The sequence below is a fragment of the Thiomicrorhabdus sp. genome, from assembly GCF_963662555.1.
GTDB lineage: Bacteria > Pseudomonadota > Gammaproteobacteria > Thiomicrospirales > Thiomicrospiraceae > Thiomicrorhabdus.
Map to the genome: position 1 here is coordinate 1,433,862 of NZ_OY759719.1, position 19,640 is coordinate 1,453,501.

Below are 19,640 nucleotides of genomic sequence, written 5' to 3' on the forward strand. Positions count from 1 at the left end.
TTTATTGTTGAATGGGTTTTAGTGAGTTGTTGATACAAACTTGATTACGTCCAGCCTTTTTTGCGGCGTATAGAGAGTGGTCTGCGGCTTTAAATAGGGTTTGGTAGTTTAGCTCAAACTCTTCAGGGCTTTGATTGATGTTTTCAAGTAGTTCGACCAGTTGTAATGCAATTTTTTTATGGTGGTAAGCTAATCCAATGGAGCAGGTTGTCGTTATTCCTAATGGTTGGGCTTCAGCGACTTGTTGGCGAATTGTTTCAGCTCGTTGTAGGACTTCTTCTTGATTTAAATCTTTAATGATGACAACAAATTCATCGCCACCATAGCGGGCAATTATGTCGTTTGCATGACCATTGTTTTTTAGAATAGAAGCAACGGTTTCAAGTATGGTGTCGCCTGCAGTGTGCCCGGTCATATCGTTTATTTCTTTAAACTGATCGATATCTAATAACATCAAGGCAATCGCTTCATTTTTAGTGATTGCGGATCTGACTAGTTTATCTCCATACTCATCTAAATAATGGCGGTTGTTGATGCCGGTTAGCGAGTCTATGTTTACTTTTTGGTGAAGTGCGGCTTGTTCTTCTATGAGTTCATCGCGGGCACGTTTGCCCATAATTAGGTTGATGGCTCGTGCTAAAAAGTCAGTTTCATTAAATGGCTTGGCAATAAAGTCGCCCGCACCGTGTTTAAGAACATAGACTTGGCGTAATAAGTCGTTCCACCCAGAAACGGCCAGAATAGGGATGTCGCGAATGCGTTCATTGCCTTGACGAATTAGGTTAATTAGGCCAATACCACTCACTTCACCTTCTAAAACCAAGTCAGTAACGACAATATCAAACGATTTTTTAGTATTGTCTAACAGTGCAGCGGCTTCTTCGCCACTTTTAACATGCATCACTTTCCAGCCTGCCGATTTCATAATGTGACTGGTAAAGTCAGCGGTGCTTTGTGTGTCTTCCACATAAAGAACACGAGCGGATATGTTAAGCGTGGCATAGAGCATTAAGCTGTGTAGAGCACGTTTTAGGGTTGGAAAGTCTGATTTAATAAATATTTCGGTAAAGCCAGCATCGTAGGCTTGGCGTTTAAAGTCGGACGAATTATTTGAAGTGAGCAAGAACTTGGGCGTGTTGCATAGGATTTTGTTGGACTTTAGCTTTTTCAGAAACTTAAAACTGTCCATGTCACTTAGTTCATGTGCCACACAGATTGCGGAAGGTTTGTGTTTTTTTAAATAAACCAAGCCATCGTTTCCATTACTAGCTTCAATGATGTGCGTATCTGCATTGCTTAGTGTGAGCTTGATAACATTACGATAGCTATTGGATGGATCTACGATGAGTATATTCATGAATTTTGGACATGGCTTTGTAAGAAGGCCAGCTATTTTAAAGCTAAATGGCTGCAAAAACCAGATTTGGTGATTTTTTTGTCCACTTTTTCATTGAATAGCCGTGCTATTCGTCTCAAAGCTGAAAAAACTATTTAAGCCAGGCTTTTTTCGTTTCGACTATTTCAGCCCAACTGATTCCTAGCGTGTTTTGCTTTGTTACCAGGCCTGGTAAATTCTTTTAAAAAAAATCCGTCTTTGGCTTGAATTACTTAAAGCTATCCCTTATAAAACTCCCGACTAGAAATTTACTGGAGATAACCATGTCTGAAAAAGAGCAAAAAATGAATGATGACGTTAATGCAGAAGCTGTTGAAACCCAAACTGCAGAAGAGGCGGTTCAGCAGGCTGAAGAAGCTTTAGATAATGCACAAGAAGCGGTTCAAGATGATATTGCAGCTTTATTAGAAGAAGCCAAAGCAGAAGCGGAAAAGCATAAAGATATGGCATTACGTGTTCAGGCCGATATGGAAAATTTACGTCGCCGTACTCGTATTGATGTAGAAAGTGCACACAAGTATGCATTAGAGAAATTTGTTAATGCGTTATTGCCTGCTATGGATTCTATGGAAATGGGGATTGATGCTGCCTCTAAAGAAGAGGCGACTCTTGAAAGTATTCGTGAGGGGGTTGAAATGACCTTTAAGCAGATGTTGGATGTACTTCAAGAGTTTAACGTTGAGCGTGTAAACCCAACGGGTGAAAAGTTTGACCCTAATTTGCATGAAGCTTTAACGATGATTCCATCGCCAGATCATGAAAGTAATACGGTAGTTGATACCATTCAAAAGGGTTACACATTAAACGAGCGTTTAGTACGTGCTGCACGAGTGATAGTTGCTCAGTAAGTCTTTATTTGTAAGGGGGCGTTTGTTTGTGTTTAGTGAAGACAAAATAAAACACAAAAAACAGCGTAAAAAATAGAAAAAAAGTGGTTTTTAGACTTGAAAGCTTTTTTTACAGCCCTATATACAAGTCAACTTAGTAAAAACAATTATTTAACAAATATTATTTAAAAGTCTTAACTTACAATTTCAGACCGCTAAACGCTTTAATTTAAAGCTACCAGGCCTGGTAATTCTAAGTTTGCAATTTGGAGAAAATCAAATGGCTAAAATTATTGGTATCGATTTAGGAACCACCAACTCATGTGTTGCGGTAATGGAAGGTAAAGAAGTTAAAGTTATTCCAAACGCCGAAGGTGCACGTACAACTCCATCGATTGTTGGTTATACAGCAGATGGTGAAGTACTGGTTGGTGATTCAGCAAAACGTCAAGCGGTTACAAACCCAGAAAACACTCTTTTCGCAATCAAACGTTTAATCGGTCGTCGTGCTGATGATGAAGTAGTAGCTAAAGATAAGGATATGGTTCCTTATAAAATCGTTGCGGCTGATAACGGAGATGCTTGGGTTGAAGTAGCTGGTAAGAAATTGTCTCCACAGGAAGTTTCTGCACGTACTCTGATGAAAATGAAGAAAACAGCAGAAGATTACCTAGGTCATGAAGTAACTGAAGCGGTGGTAACGGTTCCTGCTTACTTTAACGATGCTCAGCGTCAAGCGACTAAAGATGCCGGTAAAATTGCTGGTTTAGAAGTTAAGCGTATTATCAACGAACCAACAGCGGCAGCACTTGCATATGGTATGGATAAAGCCAAAGGTGACAGCAAAATCGCAGTTTACGATTTAGGTGGTGGTACGTTTGATATCTCTATCATTGAAGTAGCGGATTTAGATGGTGAAAAACAAGTAGAAGTACTTTCTACTAATGGTGACACTTTCTTAGGTGGTGAAGATTTCGATAACGTAATTGTTGACTACATTGCAGAAGAGTTCATGAAAGATCAAAATGTTGATCTGAAGTTAGACAAGTTGGCTTTACAACGTGTTCGTGAAGCGGCAGAAAAAGCAAAAATTGAGCTTTCATCACGTGAGCAAACAGACATCAACCTACCATATGTAACGGCTGATGCAACGGGTCCAAAACACCTAAACATGAAAATTACTCGTGCTAAGTTTGAGTCTTTAATTGAAGGCCTAGTTAAGCGTTCAATTGACCCATGTAAAATGGCTCTTAAAGATGCAGGTCTTTCAGCTTCTGAAATTGACGATGTTATCTTGGTGGGTGGTTCAACTCGTGTACCAATGGTACAAGCCGCGGTTAAAGAATTCTTTGGTAAAGAGCCACGTAAAGATGTAAACCCTGATGAAGCAGTAGCAATGGGTGCGGCGATTCAAGGTGGTGTACTTTCTGGTGATGTAAACGATGTACTTCTATTAGACGTTACTCCTCTATCTCTAGGTATTGAGACTATGGGTGGTGTAATGACTAAGTTGATTGAGAAGAACACAACGATTCCAACACGTAAGTCACAAGTATTCTCTACAGCGGAAGATAACCAAAATGCGGTAACAATTCACGTAGTTCAAGGTGAGCGTGAAATGGCTTCTGGTAACAAATCTTTAGGTCAATTTAACCTAGATGAGATTCCAGCAGCACCACGTGGTACACCACAAATTGAAGTAACATTTGATATTGATGCCAACGGTATACTAAACGTATCTGCTAAAGATAAAAATACAGGTAAAGAGCAACACATCACAATCCAAGCATCTTCTGGTCTTTCTGAAGAAGAAGTAGAAGCAATGGTTAAAGATGCTGAAGCTCACGCTGAAGAAGATGCAAAAATGAAAGAACTAGTTGAAGCTCGTAACCAAGCAGATGCAATGGTTCACGCAACCAATAAAATGGTAGCGGATGCAGGTGACTCTGTTGATGCAGCTGAAAAAGAAGCCGTAGAAACAGCAATCAAAGCAGTAGAAGAAGCTATTAAAGGTTCTGACAAAGCAGCGATTGAAGAGTCTGTGACTAAACTAGGTGAAGCAAGTCAGTCAATTGCTCAAAAAGCACAAGCTAAACAGCAAGCTGGTGGCGATGCAGCTCAAGAGCAAGGTTCAACAGACAATGCAGACGATGACATCGTAGATGCAGAGTTTGAAGAAGTGAATGACGATAAGAAATAATTTATAACATTCATATCACGCCCATAAGATACCAACTCTGCGTTGGGAAATGATCACGTACTATTTGTACGCTCACATTTCTCCGCCTTGATTTGACAACTTATGGTCGCAATCTGTAATGCTATAAAAAGCTTATTAAAATAAAAAATGCACGAATATTCTAGTTTTCTAGGGCATTTGTGCATTTTTATATCTTGATTTTACTCTCTATTTAAAAGTTACCACACCCCGCAAGGGGGTATAAAGGCCTGGCTTTTTATTGAGGTTGTTTCTAAATAGAACGTAAATTAACTTTTAATATTATTTGAGTGCTTTACACGAGTGGGACGCGAGGAAAAAATGAGATAAAATTTTTCTGAATTAGGCGGAAAACGGAGTTAATAGCTAGCTATTAACGAGTTTTTCAACGACATTCAGTAAGGTTTTAGCCATTTTTAGCCGTGTATCCATCTCGTACAAAGCTCTCTTTTATTAAACATAAAAAACGCAAAAGCGTTGGACGAGAAATCGATGAGTAAAACCTGTTACTACGAAATCCTATCCGTTTCAAAAACGGCTTCTGAAGGTGAAATTAAAAAAGCCTATCGCAAAATGGCAATGAAGTATCACCCTGACCGTAATCCGGGTGATGCAGAAGCTGAAAATAAATTTAAAGAAGCAGCAGAAGCTTATGAAGTGCTTTCTGATCCACAAAAACGTTCAACCTATGATCAGTTTGGTCATGCTGGTTTAGAAGGTGGTCATGGTGGAGGCGGCTTTGGCGGCGGTGGTTTTGGTGATGCATTTGGTGATATTTTTGGTGATATCTTTGGCGGTGGTTTTGGTGGGCAACGTGGCCCGCAACCTGGTCAAGATTTACAGTATGAATTAGAAGTCTCTTTAGAGGATGCAGTTGCTGGTACTACCGTTGATATCCGCATTCCAACCAAAGACATTTGTGATGCTTGTGATGGTTCAGGAGCTGAACCTGGCAGTGATGTAGAAACATGCCCAACCTGTCATGGTGCAGGTCAGGTACGAATGCAACAAGGTTTCTTTGCTGTAAACCGCACTTGTCCAAGTTGTCATGGTTCTGGTAAGTTAATTAAAACACCTTGTAAAAAATGCCGCGGAGAAGGGTATACTCATGACAATAAAACATTGTCAGTGAAGATTCCTGCGGGTGTGGATACAGGCGACCGTATCCGTCTTCAAGGTGAAGGTGAAGCTGGCGAACCAGGTGCACCACGTGGTGACTTATATGTTCGAATTAGAGTTAAAAAACACGCAATCTTTGAGCGTGATGGCAATACGCTTTATTGTGAATTACCTATTGGTTTTGCAACAGCGGCTTTAGGTGGTTCTGTTGATGTACCTACTTTAGGTGGTAAAGCTAACTTAAAAATCCCTGCTGGTACACAATCTGGCCAACGTTTTAAATTGTCAGGTAAAGGGGTTAAATCGGTTAGATCTTCACATATCGGTGATATGGTTGTGCAAATTAATATTGAGACGCCTGTTAAATTAACATCACGTCAAAAAGAGTTATTGCAAGAATTTGATGAGAGTTTACAAGGTAAACATCACAAACAGCATAGCCCACAAGCACATAGTTTCTTTGATTCAGTTAAATCGTTCTTTACTGGCGATGATGATAATGATTCAAAATCAAAAAAAGATAAGAATGAGCCTTGGAATTAATTCAACGCTAATTCACGGTACAAAGACAAAAGGAAACAAAAGATGAGAGTAGCCATTATTGGAGCTTCAGGTCGCATGGGTAAAAACCTAATTGATGCGGTAAATCAAACGCAAGGATTAACGGTAAGTGCGGCTATTGAGCGTCCAGAAAGTTCTCTCATTGGTGCGGATGCTGGCGAGCTAGCGGGTGTTGGTAAGCTTGGTGTGTCTATTGTGGGTGATATTGAAGCGGTAGTAGATGATTTTGATGTGTTGATTGATTTCACAACACCGACAACCACGGTACATAATTTAGAAGTTTGTGTGGCTCACAATAAAAAAATTGTGATAGGTACAACTGGATTTGATGATGCTGGATTGGCCGCAATTGATAAGGCTGCAGAGAGCATTGCCGTTATTTTTGCGGCTAATTTTAGTGTGGGTGTTAACCTGTGCTTAAAACTGTTAAAGCAAGCAGCAGAAGTCTTAAATGAAGGCTATGATATTGAAGTGATTGAAGGTCATCACCGTCATAAAGTCGATGCTCCATCAGGTACCGCATTAAGAATGGGTGAAGTCGTAGCGGAAACTTTAGGGCGTGACCTTAAAGAGTGCGCGGTTTATGGTCGTGAAGGCATTACTGGTGCACGTGATCCAAATACTATTGGGTTTGCTACCGTGCGTGCAGGCGATATTGTGGGGGATCATACCGTGTTATTTGCCACTGAAGGTGAACGTGTAGAGATTACTCATAAAGCTTCTAGTCGCATGACCTTTGCGAATGGTGCGGCACGTTCTTGTAACTGGATAGCAAACAAAGAAAAAGGTTTGTTTGATATGCAAGATGTATTGAATTTACGCTAAAGATTGTAAAGAACCCGTTTAAACAATTTTTAAGATAAGGTTTTGTATCAAAGGTATTCAATTATTGCTATTGAGTACCTTTTTTGTTTTTAGGGTTTGATTAATTTACCAGGCCTGGTAAAGTGAAAATATAAGTAATCAAGTAAAGGGTAATAGAACGTTATGTCTAAAGAGTCTAAGAAAAAAAATGATAAAAAAACGGATAAAGAACTTGATAGAAAAGCTGCGTTAAAAACCGCTGAAAAAATTGAGAAAAAATTGGCTCAGCAAGCTAAAAAAGCCGAAAAAAAGGCCGAAGAAAAAATAAAAAAAGCCGAAAAGAAAATAAAGAAGAAAGAAGATAAAGAAGCTAAGAAAATAAAAGAAGAAATAAAAGCCGCTAAGAAAGCGGCTAAAAAAGCGACAAAAGAAGCCAAGAAAGAGCTTAAAAAAAGCAAAAAAGAGAAGTAAATAATAACTTTAATGTTTTAAGTTCTAGCTAAAAAAGGCCAACTCAATATTATTGAGTTGGCCTTTTTGTTTACTTAAATTTTATTTACTTAATTTTTGTTTACTTAATTTTGTTTAGTTATTAAAAACAGAATAAGAGCTGCCTTTACAGGTTCATGCAAGTGCAAAGCTATCTCAAAACAAATTACTCTTCTTTATCGGGGACAAACTTTAAAACATTGCCATTTATGCAATAGCGTTTAAAAGTTGGGGCAGGGCCGTCGTTAAATACATGACCTAAATGAATCCCAGAACTTGCACTACGAACCTCGACTCTTGTCATGCCCATGCTATTGTCTGTGTGCTCAGTAATCGCACCTTCTACCGGGCTAAAGAAACTTGGCCAACCTGTACCACTTTTAAATTTAGTGTCACTTCTAAACAATTTAGCACCTGTAATTGGATCAACAAAATAACCAGGCCTGGTCTCATCTAAATGCGAGCCTGTAAATGGTCTCTCGGTGCCTTCTTCAAACGCAATTTTACGCTGTTCTGGTGTGAGTAATCTAAAGCCTAACCATTTCCAAAAACGGGCTTTATCTCCGTTATAGCCAGTAAAACGAGAAACTTCTTTACCCTCTTCAAACAGCACAATTGTTGGAGTGGCAAACAGTGCTTTTTCTAATTTCCAATCTTGAGGAGGGTTTGGATTTAAAGTGGCCACAATGGGTACTTCAGAATTCCAAGTGTTGAGAATATCCGCCTTAAACTTTTTACAATAAGGACAATCTTCAGCTTCAAAAACAATCAATTGGCGTTGTTTATTGAGTTCACTTGCCTTTAGTTGAGCGTGTTGTTTGGTTTCAGAGCCTGGGTAAGCAACGCCTGTTCCGCCTAGTCCACAATAGCCGTTTGGATTCTTTTTAAGGTAATCTTGATGATACTCTTCAGCCGAAATGTAGTTAACTAAGGGGGCGATTTCAGTAGTGATTTTTGGAAAGCCCGCTTTTGTTAATGCTTGCTGATAAATCGCTTTAGTTTGTTCTGCGAGGTTCTTTTCGTCATCCGTTTGATAGTAAATGACACTGCGGTAATTTGTACCGACATCATTACCTTGACGGTTACCTTGAGTAGGATTATGACTCTCCCAAAATTTAATTAGGATGGTTTTTAAATCGACCATTGTGGGATTGTAGGTAACCTTAATAACCTCGGCATGATTACGTTTGGTAGAGAGTCCCATTTGAATTTTTTGCTCAAGTCCCAAAACATCTTGATAACCAGCTTGAGTATCTTCACCGCCAGCGTAACCACTTTCTACATCAATGACGCCAGGTATTTCAGACATACGTTTTTCTGCTCCCCAAAAACAGCCCATCCCCAATACAATTGTTTTGCTATCAATATTGGTTTCTACCATATCATTTTTGTTTGTCATATCAGGCTCCTTGGCACAGCCGGGTAAGCTTAGAGTTAATGGAAGTAAGAGGGCAATCAACCACTTTGACAGTTTGGTTGTATTTAAATGTAATGCTGGCATGGATTATATCCTTAATATCTTAATTTTTTATTGTGCTCTCTAATATAGACAGCTTTATTAAAAATTTCTTACTTGGTTTTTTCAAACTCCATGTTTTGTTCATGATTGCAGGCTTTTGTTTAAAAATGCAGTTTTACATTTTTGAGAAAGCCTTGCTAGAATGGGAGTAGAGATTGAGAGTGAGAGTACACATGTGTTATTACTGAATAACAAATTTATCATGCCTGTTTTTGTGAGAGCAAAGATAAGGGTGAATCAGTTTTTTTTGATTACGTTGTGTTTAATGGTCGCGGTTTTGGGTGGATGCTCAAGCACACCAAACAAGTCACAGCCATCATTTAAGATTGCAAAACAAGTTAACCTTAAGGACTCTAATAAAGTCAAAAGTCTTATATTGTCGCAATACAGACTTTGGAAAGGCACACCGTATGAATACGGTGGTGTTGATTTTAATGGTGTTGATTGCTCTGCATTTGTTCAAAATACATTCCGTTCTAAATTAGGTTACGCCATTCCAAGAACCACTAGAACGCAAATTAAATTGGGACGAAAAGTCTCCAAAAAACAGCTAAAAGTTGGTGATATTGTATTTTTTAAAACCGGTAGAAATTCTTTGCATAATGGTATTTATATTGGTCAATCACAATTTGTACATGCCTCGAGTAGCAAAGGCGTCACTATCTCTAATTTAGAAAATGTGTACTGGAAAAAAACCTATTACCTATCAAGACGTATCTATTAAATTAAAGGTTTTCTATTAACCTAACCGTATTGGCAAACGCTGATTTCCCCATGTACCAGGTAATTCATCAAATACCCCTGTAATTGGTGTTTGGCAGTGTTTACAACAGCCGCCTTCTAACTGCCAATTTGTAATTTCATAAAAATGGCGTTCTATCACCTTTTGGCCACAGTTTGGACAATAAGTGGCCTGGCCATCTGGATCGGTCACATTACCTGTATAAACATAGTTTAGCCCTGTGTTCATTGCAATTGTACGAGCCTTTTCTAACGTTGAGAATGGCGTGGCAGGGTTATCCATCATTCGATAATCTGGATGGTATTTTGTAAAGTGAATCGGTACGTCTGCACCACAGTGCTCTAAAATCCACTCAGACATTTCAGTAATTTCTTTTTCAGAGTCATTTTCGCCAGGTATTAATAGGGTGGTGAGTTCAAGCCATGTATTGGTTTCCTGAGCAACGTATTCAATGGTATCAAGCACAGGTTGAATTTTTGCACCAGTCAGCTTTTGATAGAAACGTTTGTTAAACGCTTTTAAGTCTATGTTAGTGGCGTCCATTGCTTTAAAAAATTCTTCACGAGGTTGCTCGCTGATATAGCCTGCCGTTACAGCAATATTTTTAACTCCTTTTTCACGGCACGCTTCTGCAGTATCCAAAGCGTATTCGTAAAAAATAACGGGATCGTTATAGGTGTATGCAACAGATGCACAGTGATGTTTTTGTGCAGCCTCAGCTAGCATATCAGGAGTGGCCTGGTCGAGTAGTCTATCCATATCTCTTGCTTTAGACATATCCCAGTTCTGGCAGAATTTACAGGCTAAATTACAACCAGCGGTACCAAATGATAATACGGATGATCCAGGTAAAAATTGGTTAAGGGGTTTCTTTTCAATAGGGTCAATACAAAATCCACTTGAACGCCCATAAGAAGTTAACCACATCTGATTGTTTTTACGTCCACGTACAAAACAAAACCCTCTTTGGTCTTCTTTTAGTTGGCATTCTCGTGGACACAAATCACATTGAATTAACCCATTTTCTAATTGATGCCAGTGTTCAACAGGGATGATTGACGGCATATTAAGGTCAATATTTTTCATTATCTAATTACTCTTGAAATTTACAAATCTACTCTTATATATAGAGGTAACTTATTATTATTCAAGGAAAAATGATGAATGTTAGAAAAGCTGCAGTAGCAGGCTTGTTTTATCCTGACTCAGATGCGCAAATTCTTCATTTTATGGAATCTTGCCAACTTGCTTTGTCAGAGCAAGCTAATTCTGAAAGAGAAGATGCACCCAGAGTGTTGGTTATGCCGCATGCTGGTTATGTTTATTCTGGTTGTGCGGCCTACCAAGGTGCACGTTTATGGCAAAACCATGAGGAAATTAAGACTATTGTGGTGATTGGCCCAGCTCATAGAGTGGCTTTTGAAGGTGTAGCGACGATTTCTAATGAGGCAATGGCAACTCCACTAGGTAACTGTGTAGTAGATTATGAGTTGCGAGATGAGTTACTTAATAAATTTGAATTTGTAGGCGTTTCAGATTTTGCTCATGCTGAGGAGCATAGTTTAGAAGTGGAATTACCGTTTATTCAGACATTTGTGCCAGAAGCTAAGATTTTACCTCTTCTTAATGGGAGAACTTCTGCTCAAGAGGTTGCCCAGATAGTCTCTTATCTGTGGAATCGAAAAGATATCTATTTTGTTATTAGTAGTGACCTGAGTCATTTTCATTCTTATGAGGTCGCTCAAGGTATTGATCAACAAACGGCCGATATGATTGAAAGTGGAGAGTGGCAAGCTCTTAACGATGAACGTGCTTGTGGGTATGTAGGAATTCAAGGGGTTTTAAAACATATTACAGAAAGTCAGTTTGATGAGGGAATTCATATTGAACGATTGGCTTTATTGAATTCTGCTGATACAGCAGGAGATAAACAACGTGTTGTGGGGTATGGTACTTGGGCAATTTATGATAGTAGTCAAGGAATTGCGTAATGAAATTGAATAATGAAAATGTTAATCAGCTTTTTACGCTTGCTAAATCGACTATAGAAAATGGTGTTTTGCAAAAATCAATGGATTTACCTTTTGCAGAGCTAAAACAGCAGAGTCCATTTAATAGTATGGCTGCTACTTTTGTTACTTTGCATTTACAGCAACAGTTGCGCGGTTGCATTGGTACATTAGAGGCACATCGAAGCTTATATGATGATGTGGTTTACAATGCCTATGCAGCCGCTTTTAAAGATCCTCGATTTAGTCCGGTATCGGCTTTAGAAATTGACGATTTGAATTTGGAAATTTCGATATTGTCTGAACCTGAGGAGATAACTCAATGTGACAACAAAGCAGATTTAGTTGAACAGTTAACCCCCTTTAAAGATGGTTTGATTATTTCTGATGGTGTACGACGAGCGACTTTTTTACCCTCAGTATGGCAGCAACTTGAAGATAAGCATCTTTTCGTCGAGCATTTAATGCGAAAAGCGGGGATTTTTAGTTGGTCAGATTCCATTCAATGTTCCCGTTATTTTGTTGAATCCTATGAAAATGATTGGAGAAATATTTAACTCAATTTTAACTAAGTTTATAAAAGCGCAACTGGTTATATTTAGCGAGCACAATGAACTCAGTTAACTCGAGCAAAAAAAGTCAATAAAACCCAGTGATATGCGGTTTTTCATATAGACATTGATATGGATATACAGTACAATCCGCGTTATTGATTTTTGCGACTGAAATTAAACAGTTAATTGCAATTTACGGAGTATTTAGCGGGGATGATTCAGTTCATTTAGCAACTAAGAAACGGAGTGAGTCTTCTCAGGGAGGCTGGCTCCGTTTTTTTGTATGTGCCGTAAATATATTGAGATCTCTTAACTTATGTAGAGATTTTATTTTGTAATTCTGGATTATTTTCAAAACACTTTTGGATGGATATATAAATGACACAAGCTTTGCTGGCTTTAGAAGACGGAACCCTTTTTTGGGGAACCTCGCTCGGTGCGGAAGGGGAAACAACAGGTGAAGTAGTTTTTAACACCTCGTTGACAGGATACCAAGAGATCCTAACGGATCCTTCTTACTTCAAACAAATCGTTACATTAACCTACCCACATATTGGTAACGTTGGTGTGAATGCAGAGGATGAAGAGTCTCCAAATATCATGGCTCAAGGTCTGGTTATTAAAGACTGTCCACCAGTGATGAGTAACTTCCGTGCAGAGAAAAGCTTGCCTGATTATTTAAAAGAACAAAATGTAGTGGCAATTGCTGATATTGATACTCGCAAGCTAACACGTATTTTGCGTGATAAGGGTGCTCAGTCTGGTGTGATTGTTGCGGGAGAAAATATTGATGCTGAAGATGCTGTGGCAAAAGCCAAAGCATTCAGTGGTCTAAAAGGTTTAGATTTAGCTAAAGAAGTAACGACTGCAGAAACTTATGTTTGGACAGAAGGTTCTTGGTCTTTAGGTAAAGGCCATGCAGATTGTTCTGCCAATAATGATTTTCATGTTGTGGCTTATGACTATGGCGTTAAGCGTAACATCCTGCGCATGATTGCCGACCGTGGTTGCAAATTAACCGTTGTGCCAGCAAAAACTCCAGCCGAAGATGTATTAGCCATGAATCCAGATGGCATTTTCTTGTCGAATGGACCTGGTGATCCAGAGCCATGTGATTATGCGATTGAAGCAATTCAAAAAGTGTTAGAAACAGATATCCCAGTATTTGGTATCTGTTTAGGTCATCAGCTACTTGCTTTAGCGAGCGGAGCAAAAACCGTTAAAATGAAGTTTGGTCATCATGGTGCTAACCACCCTGTACAAGATATGGATTCTAAGAAAGTGATGATTACTTCTCAGAACCACGGTTTTGCGGTAGATGGAGAGACGCTTCCAGCAAACCTAAAAGCTACACATAAATCATTGTTTGATGGTTCTTTACAAGGTATCTCTCGTACAGATAAATCTGCATTTAGCTTCCAGGGTCACCCTGAAGCGAGTCCTGGTCCGCACGATGTTGCACCTTTATTTGACCAGTTTATTGATAACATGAAAAACGCAAAAAACGCGTAACCGACAGTAGGAAGTTAGAATGCCAAAAAGAAGTGATATACAAAGTATTATGATTATTGGTGCTGGCCCTATTATTATCGGGCAAGCATGTGAATTTGATTATTCTGGAGTTCAAGCGTGTAAAGCACTTAAAGAAGAGGGCTACCGTGTCATCTTAGTAAACTCTAACCCAGCAACTATTATGACTGACCCTGATATGGCTGATGCAACCTATATCGAGCCAATTGAGTGGAAAACAGTTGAAACGATTATTGCAAAAGAACGTCCAGATGCAATTTTGCCAACCATGGGTGGGCAAACAGCGCTGAACTGTGCTTTAGATTTAGATGAAAAAGGCGTATTAGCCAAATACGGTGTTGAGTTGATTGGTGCGAATGCCGACGCTATCGATAAAGCTGAAAACCGTGACCGTTTCCGTCAAGCAATGACTAAAATCGGTCTTGATATGCCTAAGTCTGATGTGGCTCACAATATGGAAGAAGCTTGGGCTATTCAAGCTGAAGTTGGTTTTCCAACGGTTATCCGCCCATCATTCACTTTAGGTGGTTCTGGTGGTGGTATTGCCTACAACAAACAAGAATTTGAACAAATTTGTAAATTTGGTTTGGACCTTTCTCCTACTAAAGAACTTTTGATTGAAGAATCAATTGAAGGTTGGAAAGAGTATGAGATGGAAGTGGTACGTGACAAAAACGACAACTCTATTATTGTTTGTTCAATCGAAAACTTAGATCCAATGGGTGTACACACTGGTGACTCAATTACTGTTGCACCAGCACAGACCTTAACAGATAAAGAATATCAAATCATGCGTAATGCCTCTTTGGCAGTATTGCGTGAGATTGGAGTTGAAACGGGTGGTTCTAACGTTCAATTCTCAATCCACCCTGATACAGGGCGTATGATTATTATTGAGATGAACCCACGTGTATCTCGTTCCTCAGCTTTAGCATCGAAAGCAACTGGTTTCCCAATTGCTAAAATTGCAGCAAAATTAGCCGTGGGTTACACGCTTGATGAGCTATCTAATGATATTACTAATGGCGCAACACCAGCATCGTTTGAACCAACGATTGATTACGTAGTAACAAAAGTTCCTCGTTTCACATTTGAGAAGTTCCCTCAAGCTCAAAACCGTCTATCGACACAGATGAAGTCGGTTGGTGAAGTGATGGCGATGGGTCGTAACTTCCAAGAGTCTATTCAAAAAGCATTACGTGGTTTAGAAACCGATAAATCTGGATTTGATGAAATCATGCCATTGGCAACGATGGAAGAAAAAGAAATCAAAGATAAACTACGTCAAGAATTACGTAATCCAGGAGCTGAGCGTCTTTGGTACGTTGCAGATGCATTCCGCGCAGGTTGGGATCTAGAAACCGTTTTTGATATTTGTAAAATTGACCCATGGTTCTTAGCACAAATTAAAGAACTGATTGATATGGAAGATGATATCAAACAGCGTGGTTTAGATGCATTAGATGAGACTTACCTACGTAATTTAAAACGCAAAGGTTTCTCAGATAACCGTTTGGCTAAGTTGCTTGATACGGATGCAGCGTTTGTTCGTAAGTTCCGCCATACCTTAAATATTCGTCCAGTATTTAAACGTGTTGATACCTGTGCGGCAGAATTTGAAACGTCTACTGCTTACATGTACTCAACTTATGATGAAGAGTGTGAAGCAAAACCAACAGATCGTGAAAAAATCATGATTTTAGGTGGTGGTCCAAACCGTATTGGTCAAGGTATTGAGTTTGATTACTGTTGTGTTCACGCGGCAATGGCTATGCGTGATGATGGTTATGAAACCATTATGGTTAACTGTAACCCTGAAACGGTTTCAACAGATTACGACACTTCTGATCGTCTGTATTTTGAGCCGTTAACACTTGAAGACGTTCTTGAGATTGTTGAAGTTGAAAAACCTAAGGGTGTCATTGTTCAGTATGGTGGTCAAACACCACTTAAATTGGCAGAAGATTTAGAAGCGGCAGGGGTACCAATTGTGGGTACGTCTCCAGAGTCTATCGATTTAGCTGAAGACCGTGAACGTTTCCAAAAAATTCTAAATGATAATGACCTACTTCAGCCACCTAACCGTACAGCAACTAATGCTGGTGAAGCGGCGGCTTTAGCAAAAGAAATTGGTTATCCTTTAGTGGTTCGTCCATCTTATGTATTAGGTGGTCGAGGTATGGAAATTGTTTATGACGAAGCGAACCTAATGCGTTATATGCAAGCTGCAATTGATGTATCTAATGAATCACCAGTTTTATTAGACCGTTTCTTAGATGATGCGGTTGAGCTTGATGTAGATGCCATTTGTGATGGTGAGCAAGTCGTAATTGGTGGGATTATGGAACACATTGAGCAAGCGGGTATTCACTCTGGTGACTCAGCATGTTCATTACCTCCATACAGTATCTCTGATGAAGTGCAAGATCGTATTCGTATTCAAGTTGAAAAGATGGCATACGCTTTAGGTGTAGTTGGTCTTATGAATACACAGTTTGCGGTTAAGGGTGACGATATCTATGTTCTTGAGGTTAACCCACGTGCATCACGTACGGTTCCTTTTGTTTCAAAAGCAATTGGTCACCCATTGGCTAAGATTGCGGCTCGTTGTATGGTGGGTCAAAAATTAAAAGACCAAGGCTTTACTTCTGAAGTAAAACCAGAACATTATTCCGTAAAAGAAGCGGTATTCCCATTCATTAAATTCTTGGGTGTGGATCCAATTCTTGGGCCTGAAATGAAATCAACAGGTGAAGTTATGGGTGTAGGTACGAGCTTTGCTCAAGCTTACTCAAAAGCTTCATTGGCTGCGGGTACGGTATTACCACGTTCAGGTAAGGCATTTTTATCTGTTCGTAAAGCAGACCGTGAACGTGTGATTGGTTTAGCGGAGAAATTGATTGCCAAAGGTTTTGAAATTGTTGCAACACGCGGAACTGCGGCTTCTTTAAAAGAAGCAGGCGTTGAGTGTGAAGCGGTCAATAAGGTGACTGAAGGTCGTCCAAACATTGTTGACTCAATTATGAACGAAGAGATTGCTTTGATTGTCAATACTTCTGATGGTTCGGTTAGTATTCAAGATTCATCATCTATTCGTCGTGAAGCTTTAATGCATAAGACATGTTATACAACAACTATTGCGGGTGCTTTTGCAATGGTTGCGGCTATGGATCATTTAGATGATCAGCCTGTAACACGTTTACAAGATTTACACTAAATCTAAACGGCTTGTCTTAAACGCCAAAGTCTAAGTTAATTAGGCTTTGGCGTTTTACGTTTCTTGTAACCAACAAACATAACAAAAAGGATACGATTTTATGCAAAAACATCCTATGACAAAAGAAGGTGCTGATGCACTTCAAGCAGAATTAAATAAGCTTAAAAAAGAAGATAGACCACGTATTACTCAAGCAATAGCTGATGCTCGTGAACATGGCGATTTAAAAGAAAATGCTGAATACCATGCAGCACGTGAACAGCAAGGTTTAGCAGAAGCCCGAATTAGCCAAATTGAAGCTCAGCTTTCTAATGCTCAAATTATTGATGTCACTAAATTAAATCCAGGTGGCAAAATCGTATTTGGTGCAACCGTTACGGTTTTAAATATTGATACTGATGCTGAATTGACTTATAAAATTGTTGGTAATGAAGAGTCTGACGTTAAAGCGAACAAAATTTCTGTAAACTCGCCAATCGCTCGTGCTTTAATTGGTAAAGAAGAGGGTGACGAGGTGATTGTGCAAGCACCGAGTGGAAATATTGATTACGAGATTGTTGAAGTTCAATATATCTAAATAGCATTGATTAACGCATTTAGAGTTTTAGCCAATCACATTAACCAGGCCTGGTAAACTTACGAGGCCTGGTTTTTTATTTTTTAAAATAACTTGGTTGAACCAAATAGTTTTATTGCTAAGACATTTTTATAAATAACGGAAAAAAGACCATGAAGTTTTTTGCAGTTATAAAATCACCTGCTTTTTATTTTGCCTCTAGTCAGGTTTTATATTTAGTTTTAACCACAATGTTAATTACGGTTGGTTATATCGTTACTCCAGTTTTATTTGACCAATTAAGTTCAAAAATTGCAGGTGATATTGCAGGCATTTTGTTTCAATTTTCTGGCTATATCACATTGGCTTTTTTGGTTTTGCTTTTGATTTGGCAGTTAACTTTAAAGGTTAAGTTTAGTTTTAGTTGGCCAAATATTTTATCTTTCTCAATAATGTTGATTTTATTGTGGTGGATTAACCCTTTAATGAGTGAAATTAAAGCGAAAAATCCATTAGGTGTTACTCCTAATTCTGCTGATTGGCCTCTTTTTGCAAGTTTACACGGGGCTTACCAAATAGGCTATCTTGTTGTAATTATTATGTTAATTTGGGGTGTGGTAAAGTCTGCAAAAGCCTTGGGATTAAGCATGATTAAGTGATAAATAAAGTTTATAAGCATTTCATTATTTTCTAATCCAATTGGACTTGCAATTTAGTTTGAAAACAGTCAAAATTGAAGAGTTAAAGCGACAAAATCAAAACTTCGGAGTTTAATTAATGAAACAGTTAACACTAAAAGCACTATTCGTTTCTGCAATCGCGGTAATGTCTATGAACACACAAGCAGCAGACGATGTATATAACCAATGTATCGCTGATGCTGAAAACGTAATTGCAACAGCTAAGAAAGAAGGTTCTACTGCAGCAAAAGCGATTGAGCAAAAAACTGATGTAGCGACTTGCATGGGTGAGCTTTCTAAAATTGAAGCAAAATACGGCGATAAAACAATCGCTAAAAACCCATCTTACGTAATGACTCCAGAAGATCGTGCAAAATGGGCTAAATTGTTTGATGCTATTGATGCAAAACAATACAAAGGTGTTCCATTTTTACAAGCTTCTTACTACCGTTAATTTGGTTGTAAGTCTTGTTTAAAAAACCGGCTTTATAGCCGGTTTTTTTGTTTTTATGATCTAATCGTTTAAACTACCGCATTAAACTTATTATTCAATAATATTTTGAGTAATGATTCATTCCTAAATTTCCTATATTTATCGCATTATTAAGAGCCTATATGTCGCAAAACCTATTTGAATCAGTCTATGCCTGCTTGATGGAAAAAGACTTAAATCGTAAAGTCACGATGCTTTCTCAATTACAAGAAGATTGGTCTAATGATGTATTTGAACTTTCTCCAACACAAAGCATAGTACGAGTACCTGATGCCGGAAGACCTGAAAAACCAGAGCTGGTTCCACCAAAAGATTTACCAAAACGTCGTTTAGGTTCTAATGAAGGCCATGCCTCTTTAATGCACTCTATTGCTCATATTGAATTTAATGCGGTTAACTTAGCATTAGATGCTATTTACCGTTTTCAAAATATGCCGTACGAATATTATCGTGATTGGCTAGGTGTGGCAGGTGAAGAGTCTTATCATTTTCAGATAGTAAGAGAGCATTTAAATAGCCTTGGTTATGAATATGGTGACATGCCAGCACATGATGGTTTATGGATGACAACTTACGAAACCGACCATGATCCATTAATCAGAATGGCTTTAGTGCCTAGAACCTTAGAAGCCCGTGGGTTAGACGTGACACCGCCAATGATTAGTAAGCTGCGCTCAATTGGTGATAAGCGTGGGGTGGAGATTTTAAAAATTCTACTGCGGGATGAAATTGGTCATGTTGAGGTTGGAACTCGCTGGTTCCGTTATTTGTGTAAAGAACGTAATTTAAATCCGTTTGATGAGTTTCAACATATTATAGAGAACTACTTTCATGGAGATTTACGCGGCCCATTCAATTTTGAAGCACGCCAGCAAGCGGGCTTTTGTGAGCAAGAAATCAGTTGGTTAAAATCTATTTCTTAAACG

The 19,640-nt window shown here is 38.8% G+C and carries 17 protein-coding genes; 14 read left to right on the forward strand and 3 right to left on the reverse strand.

Annotated elements, in window-relative coordinates; all coding sequences use genetic code 11:
• Position 1 precedes the first annotated feature (1 nt).
• Positions 2-1,357, reverse strand: coding sequence for a diguanylate cyclase (locus ACORJQ_RS06265; RefSeq protein WP_321322918.1), 1,356 nt, complete (start codon positions 1,355-1,357; stop codon positions 2-4).
• Between the two features lie 302 nt (positions 1,358-1,659).
• Here ACORJQ_RS06265 and grpE point away from each other — a divergent pair, with 302 nt between their 5' ends.
• From grpE to ACORJQ_RS06290, 5 genes are all read left to right on the forward strand, one after another.
• On the forward strand, positions 1,660-2,244 hold the full coding sequence (gene grpE / locus ACORJQ_RS06270) for a nucleotide exchange factor GrpE (RefSeq protein ID WP_321322919.1): 585 nt from the start codon (positions 1,660-1,662) through the stop codon (positions 2,242-2,244).
• A gap of 259 nt (positions 2,245-2,503) precedes the next feature.
• Positions 2,504-4,423 carry a molecular chaperone DnaK gene (gene dnaK, locus ACORJQ_RS06275; protein WP_321322920.1) on the forward strand — a complete coding sequence of 640 codons (1,920 nt, stop codon included), beginning with the start codon at positions 2,504-2,506 and terminating at the stop codon, positions 4,421-4,423.
• 510 nt (positions 4,424-4,933) lie between these two features.
• Positions 4,934-6,103, forward strand: coding sequence for a molecular chaperone DnaJ (gene dnaJ / locus ACORJQ_RS06280; RefSeq protein ID WP_321322922.1), 1,170 nt, complete (start codon positions 4,934-4,936; stop codon positions 6,101-6,103).
• A gap of 42 nt (positions 6,104-6,145) precedes the next feature.
• On the forward strand, positions 6,146-6,946 hold the full coding sequence (gene dapB / locus ACORJQ_RS06285) for a 4-hydroxy-tetrahydrodipicolinate reductase (protein ID WP_321322924.1): 801 nt from the start codon (positions 6,146-6,148) through the stop codon (positions 6,944-6,946).
• Between the two features lie 162 nt (positions 6,947-7,108).
• Positions 7,109-7,396 (forward strand): hypothetical protein, encoded by a 288-nt coding sequence (locus tag ACORJQ_RS06290; RefSeq protein ID WP_321322926.1) that lies wholly within the window; start codon positions 7,109-7,111, stop codon positions 7,394-7,396.
• A 184-nt stretch (positions 7,397-7,580) separates the two neighbouring features.
• On the opposite strand, the gene msrA is transcribed toward ACORJQ_RS06290, so the two are convergent.
• On the reverse strand, positions 7,581-8,813 hold the full coding sequence (gene msrA, locus ACORJQ_RS06295) for a peptide-methionine (S)-S-oxide reductase MsrA (protein WP_321322927.1): 1,233 nt from the start codon (positions 8,811-8,813) through the stop codon (positions 7,581-7,583).
• A gap of 352 nt (positions 8,814-9,165) precedes the next feature.
• On the opposite strand from msrA, the gene ACORJQ_RS06300 reads away from it, so the two are divergent.
• Positions 9,166-9,657 (forward strand): NlpC/P60 family protein, encoded by a 492-nt coding sequence (locus ACORJQ_RS06300; RefSeq protein ID WP_321322929.1) that lies wholly within the window; start codon positions 9,166-9,168, stop codon positions 9,655-9,657.
• 15 nt (positions 9,658-9,672) lie between these two features.
• Here the strand turns inward: ACORJQ_RS06300 and amrS are convergent, their stop codons facing one another.
• Positions 9,673-10,761: an AmmeMemoRadiSam system radical SAM enzyme gene (gene amrS, locus ACORJQ_RS06305; protein ID WP_321322931.1), complete on the reverse strand. Its 1,089-nt coding sequence runs from the start codon at positions 10,759-10,761 to the stop codon at positions 9,673-9,675.
• Between the two features lie 74 nt (positions 10,762-10,835).
• On the opposite strand from amrS, the gene amrB reads away from it, so the two are divergent.
• From amrB to ACORJQ_RS06345, 8 genes are all read left to right on the forward strand, one after another.
• Positions 10,836-11,666, forward strand: a complete 831-nt coding sequence (amrB, locus tag ACORJQ_RS06310) for an AmmeMemoRadiSam system protein B (RefSeq protein ID WP_321322933.1) — start codon at positions 10,836-10,838, stop codon at positions 11,664-11,666.
• A complete protein-coding gene (amrA, locus tag ACORJQ_RS06315; protein ID WP_321322934.1) occupies positions 11,666-12,241 on the forward strand; it encodes an AmmeMemoRadiSam system protein A in 576 nt (191 codons plus the stop codon). The genes amrB and amrA overlap by 1 nt, the downstream gene beginning before the upstream one ends.
• 375 nt (positions 12,242-12,616) lie before the next feature.
• On the forward strand, positions 12,617-13,750 hold the full coding sequence (gene carA, locus ACORJQ_RS06320; RefSeq protein ID WP_321322936.1) for a glutamine-hydrolyzing carbamoyl-phosphate synthase small subunit: 1,134 nt from the start codon (positions 12,617-12,619) through the stop codon (positions 13,748-13,750).
• A gap of 19 nt (positions 13,751-13,769) precedes the next feature.
• A complete protein-coding gene (carB, locus tag ACORJQ_RS06325; RefSeq protein WP_321322938.1) occupies positions 13,770-16,985 on the forward strand; it encodes a carbamoyl-phosphate synthase large subunit in 3,216 nt (1,071 codons plus the stop codon).
• A gap of 100 nt (positions 16,986-17,085) precedes the next feature.
• Entirely contained in the window at positions 17,086-17,562 is a 477-nt protein-coding gene (gene greA, locus ACORJQ_RS06330; protein ID WP_321322940.1) for a transcription elongation factor GreA, read from the forward strand.
• Between the two features lie 152 nt (positions 17,563-17,714).
• On the forward strand, positions 17,715-18,200 hold the full coding sequence (locus tag ACORJQ_RS06335; RefSeq protein ID WP_321322942.1) for a DUF4149 domain-containing protein: 486 nt from the start codon (positions 17,715-17,717) through the stop codon (positions 18,198-18,200).
• Between the two features lie 118 nt (positions 18,201-18,318).
• Positions 18,319-18,675, forward strand: a complete 357-nt coding sequence (locus ACORJQ_RS06340) for a hypothetical protein (RefSeq protein ID WP_321322943.1) — start codon at positions 18,319-18,321, stop codon at positions 18,673-18,675.
• 161 nt (positions 18,676-18,836) lie between these two features.
• Positions 18,837-19,637, forward strand: a complete 801-nt coding sequence (locus tag ACORJQ_RS06345; protein WP_321322945.1) for a ferritin-like domain-containing protein — start codon at positions 18,837-18,839, stop codon at positions 19,635-19,637.
• Positions 19,638-19,640: the final 3 nt, after the last annotated feature.